This is a genomic window from Cedecea sp. AS113 (genome assembly GCF_037152415.1).
Lineage (GTDB): Bacteria > Pseudomonadota > Gammaproteobacteria > Enterobacterales > Enterobacteriaceae > Cedecea.
This window is the reverse complement of sequence record NZ_JBBCMI010000007.1, coordinates 137,252-153,696: the sequence shown is the minus strand read 5'-3', so window position 1 is coordinate 153,696 and position 16,445 is coordinate 137,252. Positions and strand designations below refer to the sequence as shown.

At 58.5% G+C, this 16,445-nt stretch carries 13 protein-coding genes; 6 read left to right on the top strand and 7 right to left on the bottom strand.

What is annotated here, in order from left to right; translation table 11 throughout:
- The first annotated feature begins 12 nt into the window (after positions 1-12).
- Complete coding sequence (gene mtnK / locus WFN87_RS10735) at positions 13-1,212, top strand: S-methyl-5-thioribose kinase (RefSeq protein WP_166990544.1); 1,200 nt, start codon at positions 13-15, stop codon at positions 1,210-1,212.
- Positions 1,213-1,608: 396 nt separating this feature from the next.
- On the opposite strand, the gene WFN87_RS10730 is transcribed toward mtnK, so the two are convergent.
- From WFN87_RS10730 to WFN87_RS10715, 4 genes are read right to left on the bottom strand one after another with little or no spacing between them, the layout of a single operon-like run.
- Positions 1,609-2,847, bottom strand: a complete 1,239-nt coding sequence (locus tag WFN87_RS10730; RefSeq protein ID WP_166990548.1) for an LVIVD repeat-containing protein — start codon at positions 2,845-2,847, stop codon at positions 1,609-1,611.
- An 11-nt stretch (positions 2,848-2,858) separates the two neighbouring features.
- A complete protein-coding gene (locus WFN87_RS10725; RefSeq protein ID WP_008460349.1) occupies positions 2,859-3,923 on the bottom strand; it encodes a sugar ABC transporter substrate-binding protein in 1,065 nt (354 codons plus the stop codon).
- 28 nt (positions 3,924-3,951) lie between these two features.
- Entirely contained in the window at positions 3,952-4,947 is a 996-nt protein-coding gene (locus tag WFN87_RS10720; protein WP_008460348.1) for an ABC transporter permease, read from the bottom strand.
- Complete coding sequence (locus WFN87_RS10715) at positions 4,944-6,449, bottom strand: sugar ABC transporter ATP-binding protein (protein WP_336981990.1); 1,506 nt, start codon at positions 6,447-6,449, stop codon at positions 4,944-4,946. The genes WFN87_RS10720 and WFN87_RS10715 overlap by 4 nt, the downstream gene beginning before the upstream one ends.
- A gap of 176 nt (positions 6,450-6,625) precedes the next feature.
- Here WFN87_RS10715 and WFN87_RS10710 point away from each other — a divergent pair, with 176 nt between their 5' ends.
- Entirely contained in the window at positions 6,626-7,705 is a 1,080-nt protein-coding gene (locus WFN87_RS10710; protein WP_336981992.1) for an oxidoreductase, read from the top strand.
- A gap of 382 nt (positions 7,706-8,087) precedes the next feature.
- Here the strand turns inward: WFN87_RS10710 and norW are convergent, their stop codons facing one another.
- Positions 8,088-9,227, bottom strand: coding sequence for an NADH:flavorubredoxin reductase NorW (gene norW / locus WFN87_RS10705; protein WP_166990557.1), 1,140 nt, complete (start codon positions 9,225-9,227; stop codon positions 8,088-8,090).
- Positions 9,224-10,675 carry an anaerobic nitric oxide reductase flavorubredoxin gene (gene norV / locus WFN87_RS10700; RefSeq protein WP_336981995.1) on the bottom strand — a complete coding sequence of 484 codons (1,452 nt, stop codon included), beginning with the start codon at positions 10,673-10,675 and terminating at the stop codon, positions 9,224-9,226. Before norV ends, norW begins: the two co-directional genes overlap by 4 nt.
- 222 nt (positions 10,676-10,897) lie before the next feature.
- Between norV and norR the strand changes: the two genes are divergently transcribed.
- The 4 genes from norR to WFN87_RS10680 all read left to right on the top strand — a co-directional run bounded on the left by norR (position 10,898) and on the right by WFN87_RS10680 (position 14,797).
- Positions 10,898-12,439, top strand: coding sequence for a nitric oxide reductase transcriptional regulator NorR (gene norR / locus WFN87_RS10695; RefSeq protein ID WP_336981997.1), 1,542 nt, complete (start codon positions 10,898-10,900; stop codon positions 12,437-12,439).
- 95 nt (positions 12,440-12,534) lie between these two features.
- A complete protein-coding gene (locus tag WFN87_RS10690; RefSeq protein ID WP_008460339.1) occupies positions 12,535-13,467 on the top strand; it encodes an extracellular solute-binding protein in 933 nt (310 codons plus the stop codon).
- Positions 13,464-14,222 carry a molybdate ABC transporter permease subunit gene (locus WFN87_RS10685; RefSeq protein ID WP_336982001.1) on the top strand — a complete coding sequence of 253 codons (759 nt, stop codon included), beginning with the start codon at positions 13,464-13,466 and terminating at the stop codon, positions 14,220-14,222. Before WFN87_RS10690 ends, WFN87_RS10685 begins: the two co-directional genes overlap by 4 nt.
- A 104-nt stretch (positions 14,223-14,326) precedes the next feature.
- Complete coding sequence (locus tag WFN87_RS10680) at positions 14,327-14,797, top strand: 2TM domain-containing protein (RefSeq protein ID WP_008460336.1); 471 nt, start codon at positions 14,327-14,329, stop codon at positions 14,795-14,797.
- On the opposite strand, the gene WFN87_RS10675 is transcribed toward WFN87_RS10680, so the two are convergent.
- Complete coding sequence (locus WFN87_RS10675) at positions 14,798-16,357, bottom strand: EAL domain-containing protein (protein WP_336982003.1); 1,560 nt, start codon at positions 16,355-16,357, stop codon at positions 14,798-14,800.
- Between the last annotated feature and the right edge of the window lie 88 nt (positions 16,358-16,445).

Sequence of the window (16,445 nt, the reverse complement as noted above, 5' to 3'; positions counted from 1 at the left end):
GAGAGGATCGCCATGTCGCAATACCGCACTTTTACCGCCGCTGACGCAGTGGCCTATGCTCAACAGTTTGGCGGGCTGCAGACGCCGTCTGAGCTGGTGGAGGCGCAGGAAGTGGGCGACGGCAACCTCAATCTGGTGTTTAAAATCTTTGATAATCATGGCGTCAGCCGGACTATCGTGAAGCAGGCTCTGCCGTATGTGCGCTGCGTGGGCGAGTCCTGGCCGCTGACGCTGGATCGCGCTCGCCTTGAGGCGCAAACCCTGGTGGAGCACTACCAGCACAGCCCGGAACACACGGTCAACGTGGTGCATTACGACCCAGAGTTGGCGGTGATGGTGATGGAAGATCTCTCCAGCCATCGCATCTGGCGCGGCGAGTTGGTGAAGGGCGTTTATTATCCTCAGGCGGCCAGCCAGCTTGGTGAGTATCTGGCAAAAGCACTGTTCCACACGTCAGATTTTTATCTGCATCCGCACGATAAGAAGGCGCTGGTTGCCCGCTTTATCAACCCGGAAATGTGCGAAATCACAGAAGATCTGTTCTTTAACGATCCGTATCAGATCCACGAGCGAAATAACTACCCGGCCGCGCTGGAAGAACAGGTTGCCGCGCTGCGAAGCGACAGCGACCTGAAGTTGGCCGTGGCGTTGCTGAAGCATAAATTCTTTTCCAGCGCGGAAGCGCTGCTGCACGGCGACATCCACAGCGGGTCGATTTTCGTTGCGGAAGGTAGCCTGAAAGCGATCGACGCTGAATTTGGTTACGTGGGCCCGGCCGGGTTTGATCTTGGGACCGCCATCGGCAACCTGCTGCTGAACTACTGCGCGCTGCCGGGGCATTTTGGTCCACGGGATGCAGCCAGCCAGCGTGAACAGCGCCTGAAGGATATTCAGGAACTGTGGCTGAGCTTCTCAGAGCGCTTTACGGCGCTTGCCCGCGAGAAAACACGCGACTCGGCGCTGGCAACGGAAGGCTACGTTGAGCACTACCTGCAAAAAGTGTGGGTTGATGCGGTAGGTTTCTGCGGCACCGAACTGATTCGCCGCTCGGTTGGTTTGTCGCACGTTGCCGATCTGGAAAGTATTGAGGATGAGGCGGCGCGCCTGGCCTGCGTCAGCCACGCTATTGAGCTGGGCAAGTTTTTGATTCTGATCGCCGGGCAGGTGAATTCGGTGGATGAGTTTATTGCGAGGGTTCGGCAGAAGGGGTGAGTTTCTCTGCCTCAAAATTTATTTCAACCGTTAATCTCTTCTATGAGGGGCTGGCGAAAGGTTCCGTTCACCTCAAGCACAAATTTACATGCAGCCACCGCACCGGGGGTTGTCAGGGAGATAACGCCATCTCCCTGACAACCCCCGGCGCCCGGCGAGCTCATCGCCGCTGAAGCGGTAAACCCACCGGCTATCACCCAAATATTCGGGGTCGTTCGCGATTCAGCGGTCGATTTATTTGGCCGGGAGCCCGGGTTCTCAGGGGAGTGACGGTGACTCCCCTGAGACGTTCACCTATGCCGGGTTACCTATAAAACAGGACTGGAAGTGAACGGAATTTCATCCATATCTGCATAAAAATTATCAATGGCAAAGAAATTGCTTCTTTGAGGCAAACTACCCCAAATACTCAATAACCGACAACCCGCCGTTATAATCCGTGCTGTACACAATCCCTTGAGCGTCGACAAAGACATCACAGGACTGGATCACCTGCGGGCGTCCAGGGCGAGTATCCATCATCTTTTCCGGGGCGGCAGGTACCAGCGCACCTGTTTCTACCGGGCGGTACGGGTTGGAAATATCGTAGGCTCGCACGCCAGCGTTCTGATACGTCGCGAAAATTAGCGTATCGCTGATAAAGCTACCTGGGCGGTTTTCGTGCAGATTATGCGGGCCGAAATGCGCGCCTTTCGCCACATAATCAATCTCATCCGGCTGCGGGAACGTGGAGATGCTGACCGGGTTCGACGGGTCGCGAATATCGAACAGCCAAATCAGCTTCTCGCCGTCCTCCTGATTGTCCAGTACCGCTTCGTCGAGTACTACCAACAGATCGCGATTCGGCAGCGGCAGCGCCGTATGGGTGCCGCCGCCAAACGGCGGGCTCCAGTTACGGTGGCTGATGAGCTGCGGCTGAGCGCGATCGGAAACGTCCAGCAGCGTCAGGCCGCCGTCGCGCCAGCTGGCATACGCCGTGTCGCCGCTGATAATCGCGTGGTGTAGCGCATAGCGTTTGCCTTCCGGCCAGGTGGGCTGCTCGCCTGCGGCAGTGTTCATGCCCGGCAGCCACCAGTTGCCTGCCACCTGCGGATTGCGCGGGTCGGCGAGGTCGATAGTCAGGAAGATATAATCGCTAAACCCATCGATCAGCGCGGAAACATAGGCCCAGCGGCCGCCCACATACCAGCAGCGGTGGATGCCGATGCCGCTCAGCGACAGGAAGCTGATTTCTTTGGGTTTATCCGGCGTGGAGATATCAAAAATGCGTAATCCGGCGCTCCAGCCTTTGTCCTGCACGTCGCGAACCGTTTCGCCAACCGATTTGGTGTAGTAAACCTTCTCATCGGCGAAGCGCACGTCGGCAAACAGATCCCGGGCGTTAATCACCAGCAGCAGGTCGTCGTGCGCCTGCAGGTGAATATTCCAGGTACCCGGCGGCGCGGGCACGAAACCCGCCGCTTTCGGGTTTTTAGGATCGCGGACGTCCACAATCGAAAAGCCCTGCGACACCATATGGCCGATATACGCATAGCTCCGGTGCACCATTAGCTGCACGCCGTCCGGTTTTCCTCCCTGATCGCTATGGCCGATCAGCCGCATATTGCGGCTGTATTCGGGTTGTGGCAGTGCCATTGCGGAACTCCTTATTTATTTTTCGCTTCGAGCGTGGCGAACCACGGCGCGATAAAGTCGTCGGTCTGGCCCCAGCCTGGAATGATTTTGCCCAACGAAGTGACGTTGACCGGGCCAGGCTGGCTGGCTAGCAGAGCCTGTGGAATGGCTGCGGCTTTAAAGTCGTAGGTCGCAGGCGTTTGTTCCCCGGCGATCTTGTAGGCCACCAGGCGCACGTTGGTGGCACCGATCAGCTTCGGATCGACCGCCACGCTGACTTTCCACGGGCTGTTGGCTTCGCGCATCAGCTGAATGTCCTGGTTGGAAACGTCGATGCTATAGAGCTTAATTTCGGTACGGCCGTTTTCCTGCAGCGCTTTATAGGCGCCCTGGCTGAAGGCATCCCAGGTGCCCCAGATGGCATCGATTTTGCCTTTCGGGTACTTCGCCAGCACTGCGCCCACTTTGTTGGCGGTGTCGCCCTGCACGTCGGAAGAAACCGCGCCGATGGACTCCAGCTCTTTAATGCCCGGGTTGGCTTTCAGCAGTTCCTGATAGGCCGCCTGGCGGCGTTCCATCGGTGGGAAACCGGCCACCCACAGCTTGATGATGTTGGCTTTGCCGTTGAAGTCTTTGACCAACTGGCCGAAGGAGAGGCTGGTCAGCGAGGCGTCGTCCTGCTGGGTGACGGTCACGCCGGGAATGGTGCCGTTTACGGCGGTATCAAAGACCGACACCGCAATGCCTGCGGCTACGGCTTTTTTCACCAGTTCGGTGGAGTAAGGATCGCGACCCTGAGAAAGAATAATCCCGTCATACTTCTGGCTGATCGCCTGGTTCACAAAGTCCTGGAAGCGGGCGTCGTCGCCGTTGCTCAGGAACGTGCTGACCTTGAAGCCCAGCTTTTTAGCCTGTTGAACCGCACCTGCGACAAACTGCGTAGTGTTGTCGTCGGAGCCCAGGTTGCGGATCACGGCGATGCGGATTGGACCGTCGTGGGCGGCGATTTTTTCCGGCACCGGCGATGGCGTAGCGGCGTGGCCCGGCAGAGCGGCAAGCAGGCTAAGCGCCAGCAGCGAAGTTGTCAGTTTTTTCATGGTCGTTACCCTGTGTGAAGTTGTTGTTTTAGCGTCGTTGTATGTAAGTAATTGCCAGTGCGGCAGCCAGCACCAGGCCTTTAATAATGTCCATCGCGTAATAGGGCACGGAGAGCATCACCAGCCCGTTTTGCAACACGCCCAGAATCACCGCGCCTACCAGCGTGCCGAGCGCGTTAGGTTTACCGGAACCTGCCAGAGAGAAACCAATCCAGGCGGCAGCCACGGCATCCATCAGGTAGCCGCCACCGGCGTTAACCTGTGAAGAGCCAATACGTGAGGCCAGCAGGATGCCGCCCAAACCTGCCAGCAGAGAGGCCAGCACGTAGGCCGCCACGCGGTAACGGGTGGTACGAATGCCGGACAGGCGAGCCGCCTCCGGGTTGCCGCCGATGGCGTACATCCGGCGGCCATGTTTGGTCAGAGAGAGCGCGAGCTGTGCGACCAGCGTGACCACCAGCATGATGATGACGATGGTCGGCACCTGCCCGAGCAGGCCAAAGGCGGCGGGAATCGTCCCTTCCGCCATGTCGCCGCTCGGCAGCACCATGTTTTCGGTGATCGATCCACCGTAGCTGTAGGTCATCGCCACGCCCTGAATCACAAACAGGCTGGCAAGCGTGGCAAGCATGTCGGGAATTTTCAGCACCACGATCAGGAAGGCGTTGAATAGCCCGACCAGCGTGCACAGCACCAGGGTAATAAGAATCGCTTCGGTGGTGCCGAAGCCGTGCCAGACGAACAGCGAAATCACCAGCGCGTTTGCCAGCGAGGCGGTCGAGCCGACGGACAAATCAAACCCGCCCACGGTGAGCGAGATTGACACGCCGATGGCGATCACCGTCACGATGGCGATGGAGCGCAGAATATTAATGATGTTGTTCGGCTCAAGGAAACTGTCGGACGCGATGCCGAACAGCGCCACCAGGGCCACCACGGTGAGCAACATCCCCCATTTGTAGAGAAAGTCAAAGAACTGTTGGCGGCCTGACGCGCTGGCCTTAAGGGATAATGCTTTGCTCACGCGGGGGTTCCTCCGGTGGAGTAGAGTAATAAGGTTTCTTCGGTAGCCTGGTGGCCGTCCAGCTCAGCGACGATGCGCCCGTCCCACAGCACGCAGATGCGATCGCACAGCCCGACCAGCTCGGCAAATTCGCCCGAGGCGTAAATCACCCCTTTGCCACGACGGGCCAGCTTGTCAATCAGCACGAAGAGGTCGGTTTTGGCTTTGATGTCTACGCCTTTGGTTGGCTCATCAAAAATCAGCACGTCGGCTTCGTTGCGCAGCCATTTGCCGATGGCCACTTTTTGCTGATTGCCGCCGGACAGGCGGCGCAGCGCTTGCGCCGGGCCGCTGGTGCGAATGCCCAACTGCTGAATGGTCTTCTCCGCCCAGTGCTTAGCTTTGCGGTAGTCGAACAGCCCCCAGCGGGTAAACTGGCTGTCGGCGCTGACGGCGAGATTCATGGTGACCGACTCGTCGATAAAAATGCCTTCTTTGCGGCGCTCCTCCGGCACCAGCACAACGCCGCGAGTGACGGAATCCGCCGGGTCGGTCGGGCGCCAGGCCTTGCCTTTTAATTCGCCGCGATCAAGCGTGCTGCGGGTGGCGCCGAACAGCGCTTTGCAAAGCTCGGTTTTCCCCGCTCCGGCGAGGCCCGCAATGCCCAGAATTTCGCCTTTGCGTAGGCGTAACGAGATGTCGCGCAGCAGCACATCGTCATGCAGACCTTCCACTGCCAGCAGCGTGTCGCCCTCAACCGGCGGGCGGTGAGGGGGATAAATATCGTCCAGCTGGTGGCCCAGCATTTTCTCTACAATCTCTTCGCCACTGAGATGCCCCATCGGGCCGCTGTCCACCAGCTTGCCGTCGCGCAGCACCGTCATCTGGTCGCAAATGGCTTTCAGTTCATGGATGCGGTGGGAGATAAACACCACGCCAATGCCACCGCTTTGTAGTCGCTGCACGACGCGGAAAAGATGCTCGCTTTCCTGGCTGTCCAGCGGGGCGGTGGGTTCGTCGAGGATCAGAAAGCGGCAATGATGTGAGAGCGCCCGCGCCAGCAGGATTTGCTGTTTTTCCGCCAGGGTGCATTGCTCAATACGTTTTTTGACGTCGATCTCTACGTCGAGCTGCGCCAGCGCTTCTCGAGCCTGCCGGTAAATTTTCGACCAGCGGTAGACATGCCCCGTTTCGGCCAGCTTATCGAGCATGATGTTTTCCGCCACGCTCAGGCCCGGCACCAGGGCAACGTCCACTTCCTGCTGCACCAGATGGATCCCCAGCAGTTTGGCGTCACGCGGGTTGCGGATCGTCACCGTTTCACCGTCGATCAGGATTTCGCCCTGGTAACCCTCGTGCGCGCCGGAAAGCACCGCCATCAACGTGGATTTACCCGCGCCGTTTGCGCCGGTTAAAGCATGTACCGAGCCGCCCTCCAGCCGGAAATTCACCTGGCTCAGCGCGTTAAAGCCCGCGAAGGCGATAGAGATTTCTCGCATCTCAAGGCGGTTAAGCGTGGTCATAGCTGCAGCGGCTTCCGGGTTTAATGAATTGATCTGTCGAATTTTTAACGGCCTTCTGGGTTGCGGGCAATGAACGAAAAGACATAAGATAAAGCAAAATGATATTAGCCGTCCAGATGTCTGGACATATCATCGGCATAGAATATATCCCGCCAGCGAAGAAAAGGAAATGCATCATGACCAGCACCGCTATCCGCGTGGTTACCGGCCCCGCGAATTACTATTCACACCCCGGCAGCCTTGCTCGTCTGACTGAGTTTTACAGCGAAGATCAGCTGAATAACGCAGTCTGGATCTACGGCGAGCGCGCGTTTGCGGCGGCCCGGCCTTTCCTGCCGGCGGCGTTTTCGCTGCCCGGCGCGAAGCATATTCAGTTTGGTGGGCACTGCAGCGAAAGCGACGTGCAGAGGCTGGTGGCGGAGTCTGGTGAACGTCAGGTGGTGATCGGCCTCGGCGGTGGAGCGCTGCTGGATACGGTCAAAGTGGTTGCTCGTCGGCTGAATGCGCCAGTGGTGGCGATCCCGACCATCGCGGCAACCTGCGCGGCCTGGACGCCGCTGTCCGTGTGGTACAACGACGCCGGCCAGGCGCTGCGCTTCGAGATTTTCAACGATGCTAACCACCTGGTGCTGGTGGAGCCGGAAATTATCCTGCGTGCGCCGCAGGAATATTTGCTGGCCGGCGTCGGTGACACGCTGGCGAAGTGGTACGAAGCGGTGGTGCTTAGCCCGCAGCCGGAAAATCTGCCGCTGACCGTGCGCCTCGGTATTGGTGCGGCGCTGGCGATCCGCGATGTTTTGCTGGAGCGCAGCGAACAAGCGCTGGAAGATCAGCGCCAGGGCAAGTTAAGTCAGGCGTTTCTGGACGTGGTCGAGGCGATTATTGCCGGGGGCGGGATGGTGGGTGGCCTGGGCGAACGTTACACCCGCGTTGCCGCCGCGCATGCCGTCCATAACGGCCTGACGACACTGCCGCAAACCGACCGCTTCCTGCACGGCACGAAAGTGGCCTACGGGATTCTGGTACAGAGCGCACTGCTGGGGCAGGACGATGTTCTGGCGCAGCTGACGCAGGCCTATACGCGTTTCAATCTGCCAACAAAACTGGCGCAGTTGGATGTGGATATCCATAATCGTGCCGACCTGGATAAGGTGATTGCCCGTACTTTACAGGCCGGGGAGTCGATTCATGCGCTGCCGGTGGCGCTGTCGCCGGAGAGTTTGCTGGCGGCGCTGGAGAAGGTTGAGGCGTTGTAAAGATTTGCCCCTCACCCTAACCCTCTCCCCACAGGGGAGAGGGGAAAAACCAGAAGCGACGTCGTGGTTGAGGACAACGTTAGTCGTAAAGCGAGGCACGGTTCCGGCTTAAATCGCCTCCGTTTTCTCTCCGACTGGCCAGGGTCCGGCCGTCGGGAACGGCCGGAGGCTGAGAGCGTCGGGAACGCATCTCAGCCGACCCAGGACTGGGAGATAAAACGGAGGTCTGCCGCTTTAGCGGTCGATTTATTTCGCCGGGAGTCCGGGTTCTCAGGGGAGTGACGGTGACTCCCCTGAGACGTTCACCGACGCGGTGGCAAAATATAAAACTTTACTTAAGGTGAACGGGACTTTAGCCATGTTTGCATAGAAACGGCCAGGCTTAAGGCGCTGAAGTTAACTCCCGCACCAAACTAAACGCCTGCTTCATATGCTCCTCGCTGACGATAAACGCCCTTAGCTGCTGTGCAGCGTCCATCCCTTTGGCAATCAGCCCTTGCGGGCTGGCGCTAATCTGCCAGACCAGGTCGCGGCGCTGGGTTTCTCCGGCCAGGTGCAGCGGCATCTCCGGCGTTTTCACCTTGACCAGCATCGCCGGAAGGGAAAGCGCGTCGCTTGCCCCGAGCAGGTTTTTCGCCAGCGTCATGGCACTGAGCTGAATCGGCTGCAGGAACGGCAGCACTTTGCCATCGATTTCTGCGCAGTCGCCGAGGGCGTAAATATCCGGATCGGATGTTTGCAGCTGGCTGTTCACCTTGACGCCCCGGTTCACCTCAAGCCCTGCATGCTGGGCCAGCCCAACGTTCGGGCGCAGGCCGATGGCGGACACTACCGCATCAACTTGCAGCTCACGTCCGTTGTTAAGCGTGGCGCACAGCCCTGACTCCGCCTGGCTCACCGCTTCCAGACGCTGGTTGAACAGCAGCTCGACGCCCATCTGGTTCAGGCGGGATTGCAGTCGGCCGCTAACCTCTGCCGGAAGCAGCGACGCCATCAGGTGGCTGGCGTTATCCACCAGCACAACCTCTTTGCCCGCACGGCAGAAGTCCATCGCCAGCTCGCTGCCGATCAGCCCGCCGCCGAGGATCATCACCCGCCGGGCGTCGCGCAGCCGGGCTTCACAGGCCTGATACTCCTGCTGGCTGTTGAGCGTCGTCATCAGCTCTTTGCCGGCAACGGGCGGCAGCAGGGCGGAAGAGCCGGTCGCCAGCACCAGCTTGTCGTAGCGCCACTGCTGCTCGCCGCAGTTGACCCGTTTATTTTTTGGGTCAAGGCTGCTGACCCAGCTATTGGCGTGCAGCGTCAGGTTGAACTGCTCCGCAAACGCGCCAGCCTGCTGGCGGGTCATCGCTTCGGCCCGCTGGTTTAAGCTGATGACGTGACTCAGATCCGGTTTGTTGTACTCGTCGGCGCTGTCGGCGGCAATCAGCCGGATGGGCACCTCTGCGCTGTGTTTGCGGATATTTTTCACCAACTGGCGGGCGGCAAAGCCCGAGCCGACTATCACAATGCCGTTGTTCATTTGGCCTCCGTTGCCAGTTCGTCGAAGACGTCTTTGCCCAGCGAACATTCAGGGCACAAGAAACTGTCAGGCACTTCGCTCCATGGCGTGCCTGGCTCAACGGCCTGCATCGGTTCGCCCTGCGCTGGATCGTAAATCCACTGGCAAACGCTGCACTGCATGCGGGGGCCGAGGTCGGCGCCGGTGGATTCTGCTTTTGCTTCTTCGGCTAGCGGAGCGACGGTGATTGAAGCCTGAGCCACCGGCAGCGGGGAGAGCGCCCACTGGCGGGCGATTTCGCGACCGTGTTCGCGGCAAAGTTCCAGGGCGTTGCCGTCCGGACGCCATTTCGTCTTCAGGCTGAGGGACATTTCAAACCCGGCGTCCTGCAGGCGGGTGGAAAGGCGATCGACCGCGCCGCCGCTCCAGCCGTGGGAGCCGAAGGCGCTGGCGCGTTTGTTGCGGAAGCGCAGCCCGGTTATCTCTTCCACCAGCCCGGCGATTTTCGGCATCATCACGTTGTTCATAGTGGAGGTGCCGACCAGCACGCCTTTGGAGCGGAACACGTTGGTCAGAATTTCGTTTTTATCGCTGCGCGCCACGTTGAAGATTTTCACCGCCACGCGCGGGTCAACTTCGTGAATGCCCTGGGCAATGGCGTCCGCCATCATGCGGGTGTTGTTCGACATGGTGTCGTAGAACAGCGTGATGCGGTCTTCCTGGTAATCGGCGGCCCATTTCAGGTACAGCTCAACGATTTGCGTCGGGTTGTCGCGCCAGACCACGCCGTGGGAAGTGGCAATCATCTCCACCGGCAGGTTGAAGCCGAGGATTTCGGTAATTTTTGGCGTTACCAGGCGGCTGAATGGCGTCAGGATGTTGGCGTAGTAGCGCTGGCACTGTTCGAACAGCTCGGTCTGATCCACTTCGTCGTTAAACAGATGCTCGTCGCAGTAATGCTGGCCGAAGGCGTCGTTGCTGAACAGCACCGCGTCGCCGGTCAGATAGGTCATCATGCTGTCCGGCCAGTGCAGCATTGGCGTTTCAACGAAGATCAGCTGTTTGCCATTGCCGATGTCCAGGCTGTCGCCGGTTTTCACCACCTTAAAGTTCCACTCCGGGTGATGGTGGTGACCATTAATGGAGTCGATGCCGTTGGCGGTGCAGTAGATTGGCGTGTGCGGGATGCGTGACATCAGCTCGGTCAGCGCCCCCGCGTGGTCTTCTTCCGCGTGGTTGATAATGATGTAGTCGAGCGTGTTAAGGTCGATTTCACGCTCAAGGTTTTGCACAAACTCGCGGCTGAACTTGTGGTCCACAGTGTCGATCAGGACAGTTTTCTCTTCGCGAATGAGGTAGCTGTTGTAGCTGCTGCCGCGCAGCGTTTTATATTCCGTGCCGTGAAAATCACGCACTTCCCAGTCACGTTGCCCAACCCATTGAATGTTGTTTTTAACCTGAATAGCCATTGAGAACCTCATTGATGTCATAGCGTTAAGTACTTCAATGACGGTGTAATTGCGAGTATTGTGCCAGTTTTATAATTTATTGATTTTTAATTATTTGTTGTTTTTTTGTGTTCTTTTTTATTGTCATAATGACATTCTTGTTTTTGGTCATAATGACTCTGATGTTTGTCATTTTGACTACTCAGGCGTAAGCTGAACGCCTCGCGTTCCAGGAGCCTCCCTATGAGCCTGTCGATGTCTTCTCTCGCCGCCATTGCAATCGAACTGCAGAGCGGCATCAGCCATTCCGATCGCTTTACCCGCGTTATCCGAACCCTGAGAAAGCTGCTCGACGGTGATGCCACGGCGCTGCTGCGCTATGAGTCGCGGCATTTTTACCCGCTGGCGATAGACGGCCTTGCCCTCGATGTGCTGGGGCGGCGCTTTGCCGTGGACGCTCATCCGCGACTGGAGGCCATTGCCCGCGCGGGTGACGTGGTGCGTTTCCCGGCCGACAGCGAGCTGCCCGACCCGTATGACGGCCTGATTCCAGACCATGAAGAACTCAAAGTTCACGCCTGCCTGGGGCTGCCGCTGTTTGCCGACCAGACGCTCATCGGGGCGCTGACCGTGGACGGCATGGATCCTTATCAGTTCGACAGCTTCAGCGATGAGGAGCTCAGGCTGATTGGCGTACTGGCATCCGGGGCGCTGAACAATGCTTTGCTGCTGGAACAGCTTGAAAAACAAACGCCGGAAGGCACGGTGCAGCCCGCTATTGCGCGGGAGGCCGCCGGGGAGATGATTGGCCGCTCGCCGGGCATCATCCAGCTGAAAAAAGAGATTGATATCGTTGCCAGTTCCGATCTGAACGTGCTGATCACCGGCGAGACTGGCGTGGGGAAAGAGCTGGTGGCGCGGGCGATTCACGCCGGATCGGCCAGGGTGGCAAGTCCGCTGGTTTACCTTAACTGCGCCGCGCTACCGGAAAGCGTGGCGGAAAGTGAGCTGTTCGGCCATGTGAAGGGCGCTTTTACCGGGGCGATTCATCACCGTACCGGCAAGTTTGAGATGGCGGATAACGGCACACTGTTTCTCGATGAAATCGGTGAGTTACCGCTGGCGCTGCAGGCCAAGCTGCTGCGCGTGTTGCAGTACGGTGATATTCAGCGGGTAGGGGACGATCGCAGCCAGCGCGTGGATGTTCGGGTATTGGCCGCGACTAACCGCGATCTGCGCCAGCAGGTACTGGCCGGCGAGTTTCGCGCCGACCTGTTTCACCGCCTGAGCGTTTTTCCGCTGCACATTCCACCGTTGCGCGAGCGGGGAGAGGACATTGCGCTGCTGGCCGGTTTTTTCTGCGAGCAAGGCCGCGTGAAGATGGGGCTGAAGCAGGTTGGGCTGAGTGAATCGGCTCGGATGCTTCTGGCGCAGTATGGCTGGCCGGGAAATATCCGCGAGCTGGAACACGCCATTTATCGCGCGATTGTGCTGGCCCGCGCCGGTTACCCACAGGGCGAGCTTGTGCTTCAGCCTCAACATTTCCAGCTTGCTGGCCAGTTGGATGTGGTAGCCCACGAGCCAGAAACGCCACCTGTAGAAACCCCTTTTGCCAGCCTGCGAGAAGCGACCGATGCGTTTCAGCGCGGCCAGGTTAGGGAAGCGCTTGCCCGTAACGGCAATAACTGGGCGGCCAGCGCCCGGCAGCTCGGCGTCGATGTGGCCAACCTCCACCGGCTGGCGAAGCGGCTGGGAGTGAAATCACCCCAAGGGAGTACCTCTTAACTTCAACCGCAGATAAATTCATCATACAAACTCGTTGTTTAGCGGCGAAGCGGCGCGGATAATCGCTGTGTATTTTTATATATAACGAGGATGCTATGGCTTTGACTTCAGCACGCAGCGCGGGCGCCCTGGCGCTTTGCTCACTTCTTTTCAGCGCTTCGGCGCTGGCTTCTGCCGATATTCGCGTCACCTATGCAGGTTCGATGGGCAAGGTCATGGACCAGTCCCTCGGTCCGGCCTTCGCGAAAGAAAACCACGGTGATTACCAGGGGCAGGGGCAAGGCGCTTACGGAATGGCGCGGCTGCTCGCCAGCAAGAAAATTACCGCCGATGTGTTTGTCTCCATCACCCCTGGCCCTATGCAAATCCTGAAAGATGCCGGGCTGATTGACGACGCCGTGCCGGTGGCCAGCACCAGCATGGTTATCGCCTATAGCCCGAAAGGAAAATACGCGCCGCAGTTTGCCGCCGCGAACGGAAAAGACGCCAGCTGGCTGAAAGTGCTGGCGACGCCGGGGCTGAAGTTTGGCCGTACCGATCCGTATAACGATCCTAAAGGGCAGAATATTGTCTTTACGCTGCTGCTGGCGGAAAAATATTACCAGCAGCCGGGCGTGGCGAAGCAGGTGATGGGGGAAGTACAAAACCCTGCCCAGGTCAGCCTGGAAGGTGGCCTGCTGACGCGGCTGGAGAGCGGGCAGGTTGACGCCGCCGCCGGGTACGAAAGCGAAGTGATTTCCGCCAAACTGCCGTACATCGCGCTGCCGGATGAGATCAACCTCAGCAACCCTGATGAAGCCAAACAGTGGTACGACACCGTGAGCTTCACCATCAAGGACAGCGCCGGCAAAGATCAGGTGCTGCATACCCAGCCGCTGGTCTATTACGCTGCCGTGCTGAAAAACGCCCCGAACGGCGTGCCGCAGGGGCAGAAGTTTATCGACTTTATGCGCAGCGCCGAAGGCCAGAAGCTGTTTAAAGCGAATGGCTATGCGGCACCTAAAGGCCAGGCGATTTACGCGCAATGATGCGTAGCCCGGCAATGTGGCTGTCGCTCCCGGCACTGCTTCTGCTGGCGATTCCGTTTGCGACTTTGCTGGGCGTCACGCCGTGGCACGGGTTTCATTTGGCCTGGGGAGACGGTAGCGCGATTGCCGTTTCCCTTGGGCTGGGCGGCCTGGCGCTGATGATTGTTGTCGCGCTGGGGCTGCCGGTGGCATGGTGGCTGGCCTGGGCCAAAGGCCGGCGTCGACTGCTGGTTGAGGTACTGGTGCTGCTTCCCCTGCTTACGCCGCCGCTGGCGATGGGGATTTTGCTGATTTCCGCCTGGGGGCCGTATAGCCTGGCGGGGGAGTGGCTGTCCCGCTTCGGGCTGACGCTGGTGAATAACCCCGGGGCTTTCGTGCTGGCTCAGGTTTACGGCGCGCTGCCTTACTTTATTACCGCCGCCCGTTCCGCGTTTGCCGCGGTGCCGAAAGAGATCCTTGAAGCCGGGCGCACGCTCGGGGCCTCGCCCTGGCAGCGCTTCCTGCGCCTTGCTTTGCCAATGTCCGCGCCGGGACTTGCGTCGGCGCTTGCCGTGGCCTGGGTTCGGGCCATCGGTGAATTTGGCATCGTGATGATTTTTGCCTATTTCCCTCAGGGGATCCCCGTCAAGCTGTATACCAATCTGCAAAACGACGGCGTGGATGCGGTTTATACTTTAGTATGGCTGCTGCTGCTGTTCACTTTGCCTCTGCCGATTATCTGCTTTGCTTTTGCCCGGCGAAAAGCGGCGCATTAGGGCTGTCAGGTTGCTGTCGGGTTGATGTCGTGTCGCTGTCGTGTTGAAGTGGCACGGGCTGAGCCATAGTCAGGGCGGGTTAAATCATTTGAGGATCTCCAGCCATGAGTAACAACATTAAAGCGTTGCGTTTGTCCCGCGCCTGGTCCCAGGAGCAGCTGGCCGAACTCTCTTCCCTGAGCGTCAGAACTATTCAGCGTATTGAAAATGGCGGGCAGGCAAGCCTGGAAACCATGAGCGCGATTGCGGCGGCGTTCGATCTCAAGGTGACGGATTTGTACGACGACAATGAGCCGGACGGTGAACCTGAGGATGCGCTCAATACGCGCATTCTTGAAGCTAAGCGCCGCGTGGCTCGCGAGTATCGCTTCTACCGTTCCGTGCTGGTGTGGGCGATTGTGTGTACCGGCCTGGCCGTTATTAACTGGCTGACTTCGCCGGGCCACTATTGGTTCCAGTGGGCAACGCTGATTTGGGGCGCGCTGCTGGTGATGGGCGGCCTGCGCCTGTTCCTGCTGAAGGGCTGGCTGGAGAAACGCCAGCAGCAGCGCCTCCAGCAGCTGTTGCGGAAGTGATCAGTTCACAATGCGGTTGCGGGCAATCCAGTCGATAAAAGCCTGTTTCGGCAGGGCTTTGCTGTAAAGCCAGCCCTGCCCCCAGGCGACGCCGTGTTCCCGCAGCCACGCCGCCTGCGCAGCCGTTTCAATCCCTTCGGCGAGCGTTGCCAGATGAAGCGTTTTCGCCATTTCAATGATGTACGGCGTGACGTTTTTGTACTCCAGCGCGTCAACGAACGATTTGTCTATTTTCAGGATATCAACGTCGAGATCCTGCAGGTAGCTGAGGCTGGAATAGCCGGTGCCAAAGTCATCCAGATAGATAGGATGACCCGCTTCGCGGCATTTCGCCACAATCGGGGCGCTCACCTTAGGGTTGGCAAAGCCTCGCTCGGTAATCTCCAGCGCTATTTGTTCCGCTTTGACCTGATACTTCAGCAGCAGCGGCCTGATGGCCAGCAGCACCCTGTCGTTAAGCACGTCGCTCGGGGAGAGATTGATTGAAATATGGTGCCGAGGGTGGGCGTGCAGCCAGTCACCGAGATCGGCGAAAGTCTTTTTAATCACCAGCTCGGTGATCTGCGAAATAAGCCCGGTCTGCTCGGCAATGGGAATGAAGATGTCCGGGCTGATGAAACTCCCGTCCGGTAAGCGCCAGCGAAGCAGCGCTTCTGCACCTACGCCTTCACCGGTTTTTAAATCAACGATGGGCTGATATTCGAGGCTAAATTCCCGGCCTCTGATGGCGTCCTGAATACGCGCCTGCGGGGATTCAAGACGGCGCAGCAGGCGAGTGATGAACCAGCCTGCGCTAAGGCTAACGAGAATACCTATTGGCAGCCAGATGACCAGTTGCTTATACCAGGCCGTTTGCAGCGGGGCACTGGACGCCCAGGTTATCAGGGCCAACCCGGACGCCGGAGAGCGGAGAATGACATAGTCGTTTTTCCCGTCGGAGTAAGTTGTCACGCCCTTTGCTACCTGGCTTTCCCAGCTGTTGTTGGGCAACCCGGCGTTACTGGCAATCAGTCGATTACGCGCCAGGCCAACCAGGGCAACGTTGACCGGCGTATTGCCAAGAGGAATGACGTCAATGAAGGCCTGCGGATCGATAACCACCACATGATCCTGGTTACCGATGTATATCATTGGGCGCTGAAAACCCAGATCGGTGACGTCAGTGTACCAGGCGAAGAAGCCCCGTGTGCTTTGCGTATCGGGTGGGCCAAGCTTAATGCCATGGTGTGCTGCTTCAAGGGAAGAGCATACGGCCCGGTCGCCGACGAGATAGACGACTTCCTGGATGTAGAGATAATCAAAAGCGACGCGGCGCATGGCATCCAGATGGCTGGCAGAGCAGTGCTGGCCGCGAAAAGCGTTGATTTGCCTGAGCGCCATGTTGGCCTGGCTAATAACTTTGTCGCTGCGGACCATCCCACGATCGGCGTAATTTTCAAGCTCGTTATGGAAGTTTTTCTCGGCTTTGTTATGGGCCAGATAAATGCTAAGCAAGATGGGCAGCAGCACTGCCACGATCAGTACGCCATTGACGAGGGTGACCCTTTTTTGGCTTGTCATAAGTGGGTTCCGGCGTAAGGGGTAAATGTCAGGGATAATTTACCTGCCAGCATAGTTCACCGGGCACAGGAATGTTATGTTTCAGCGC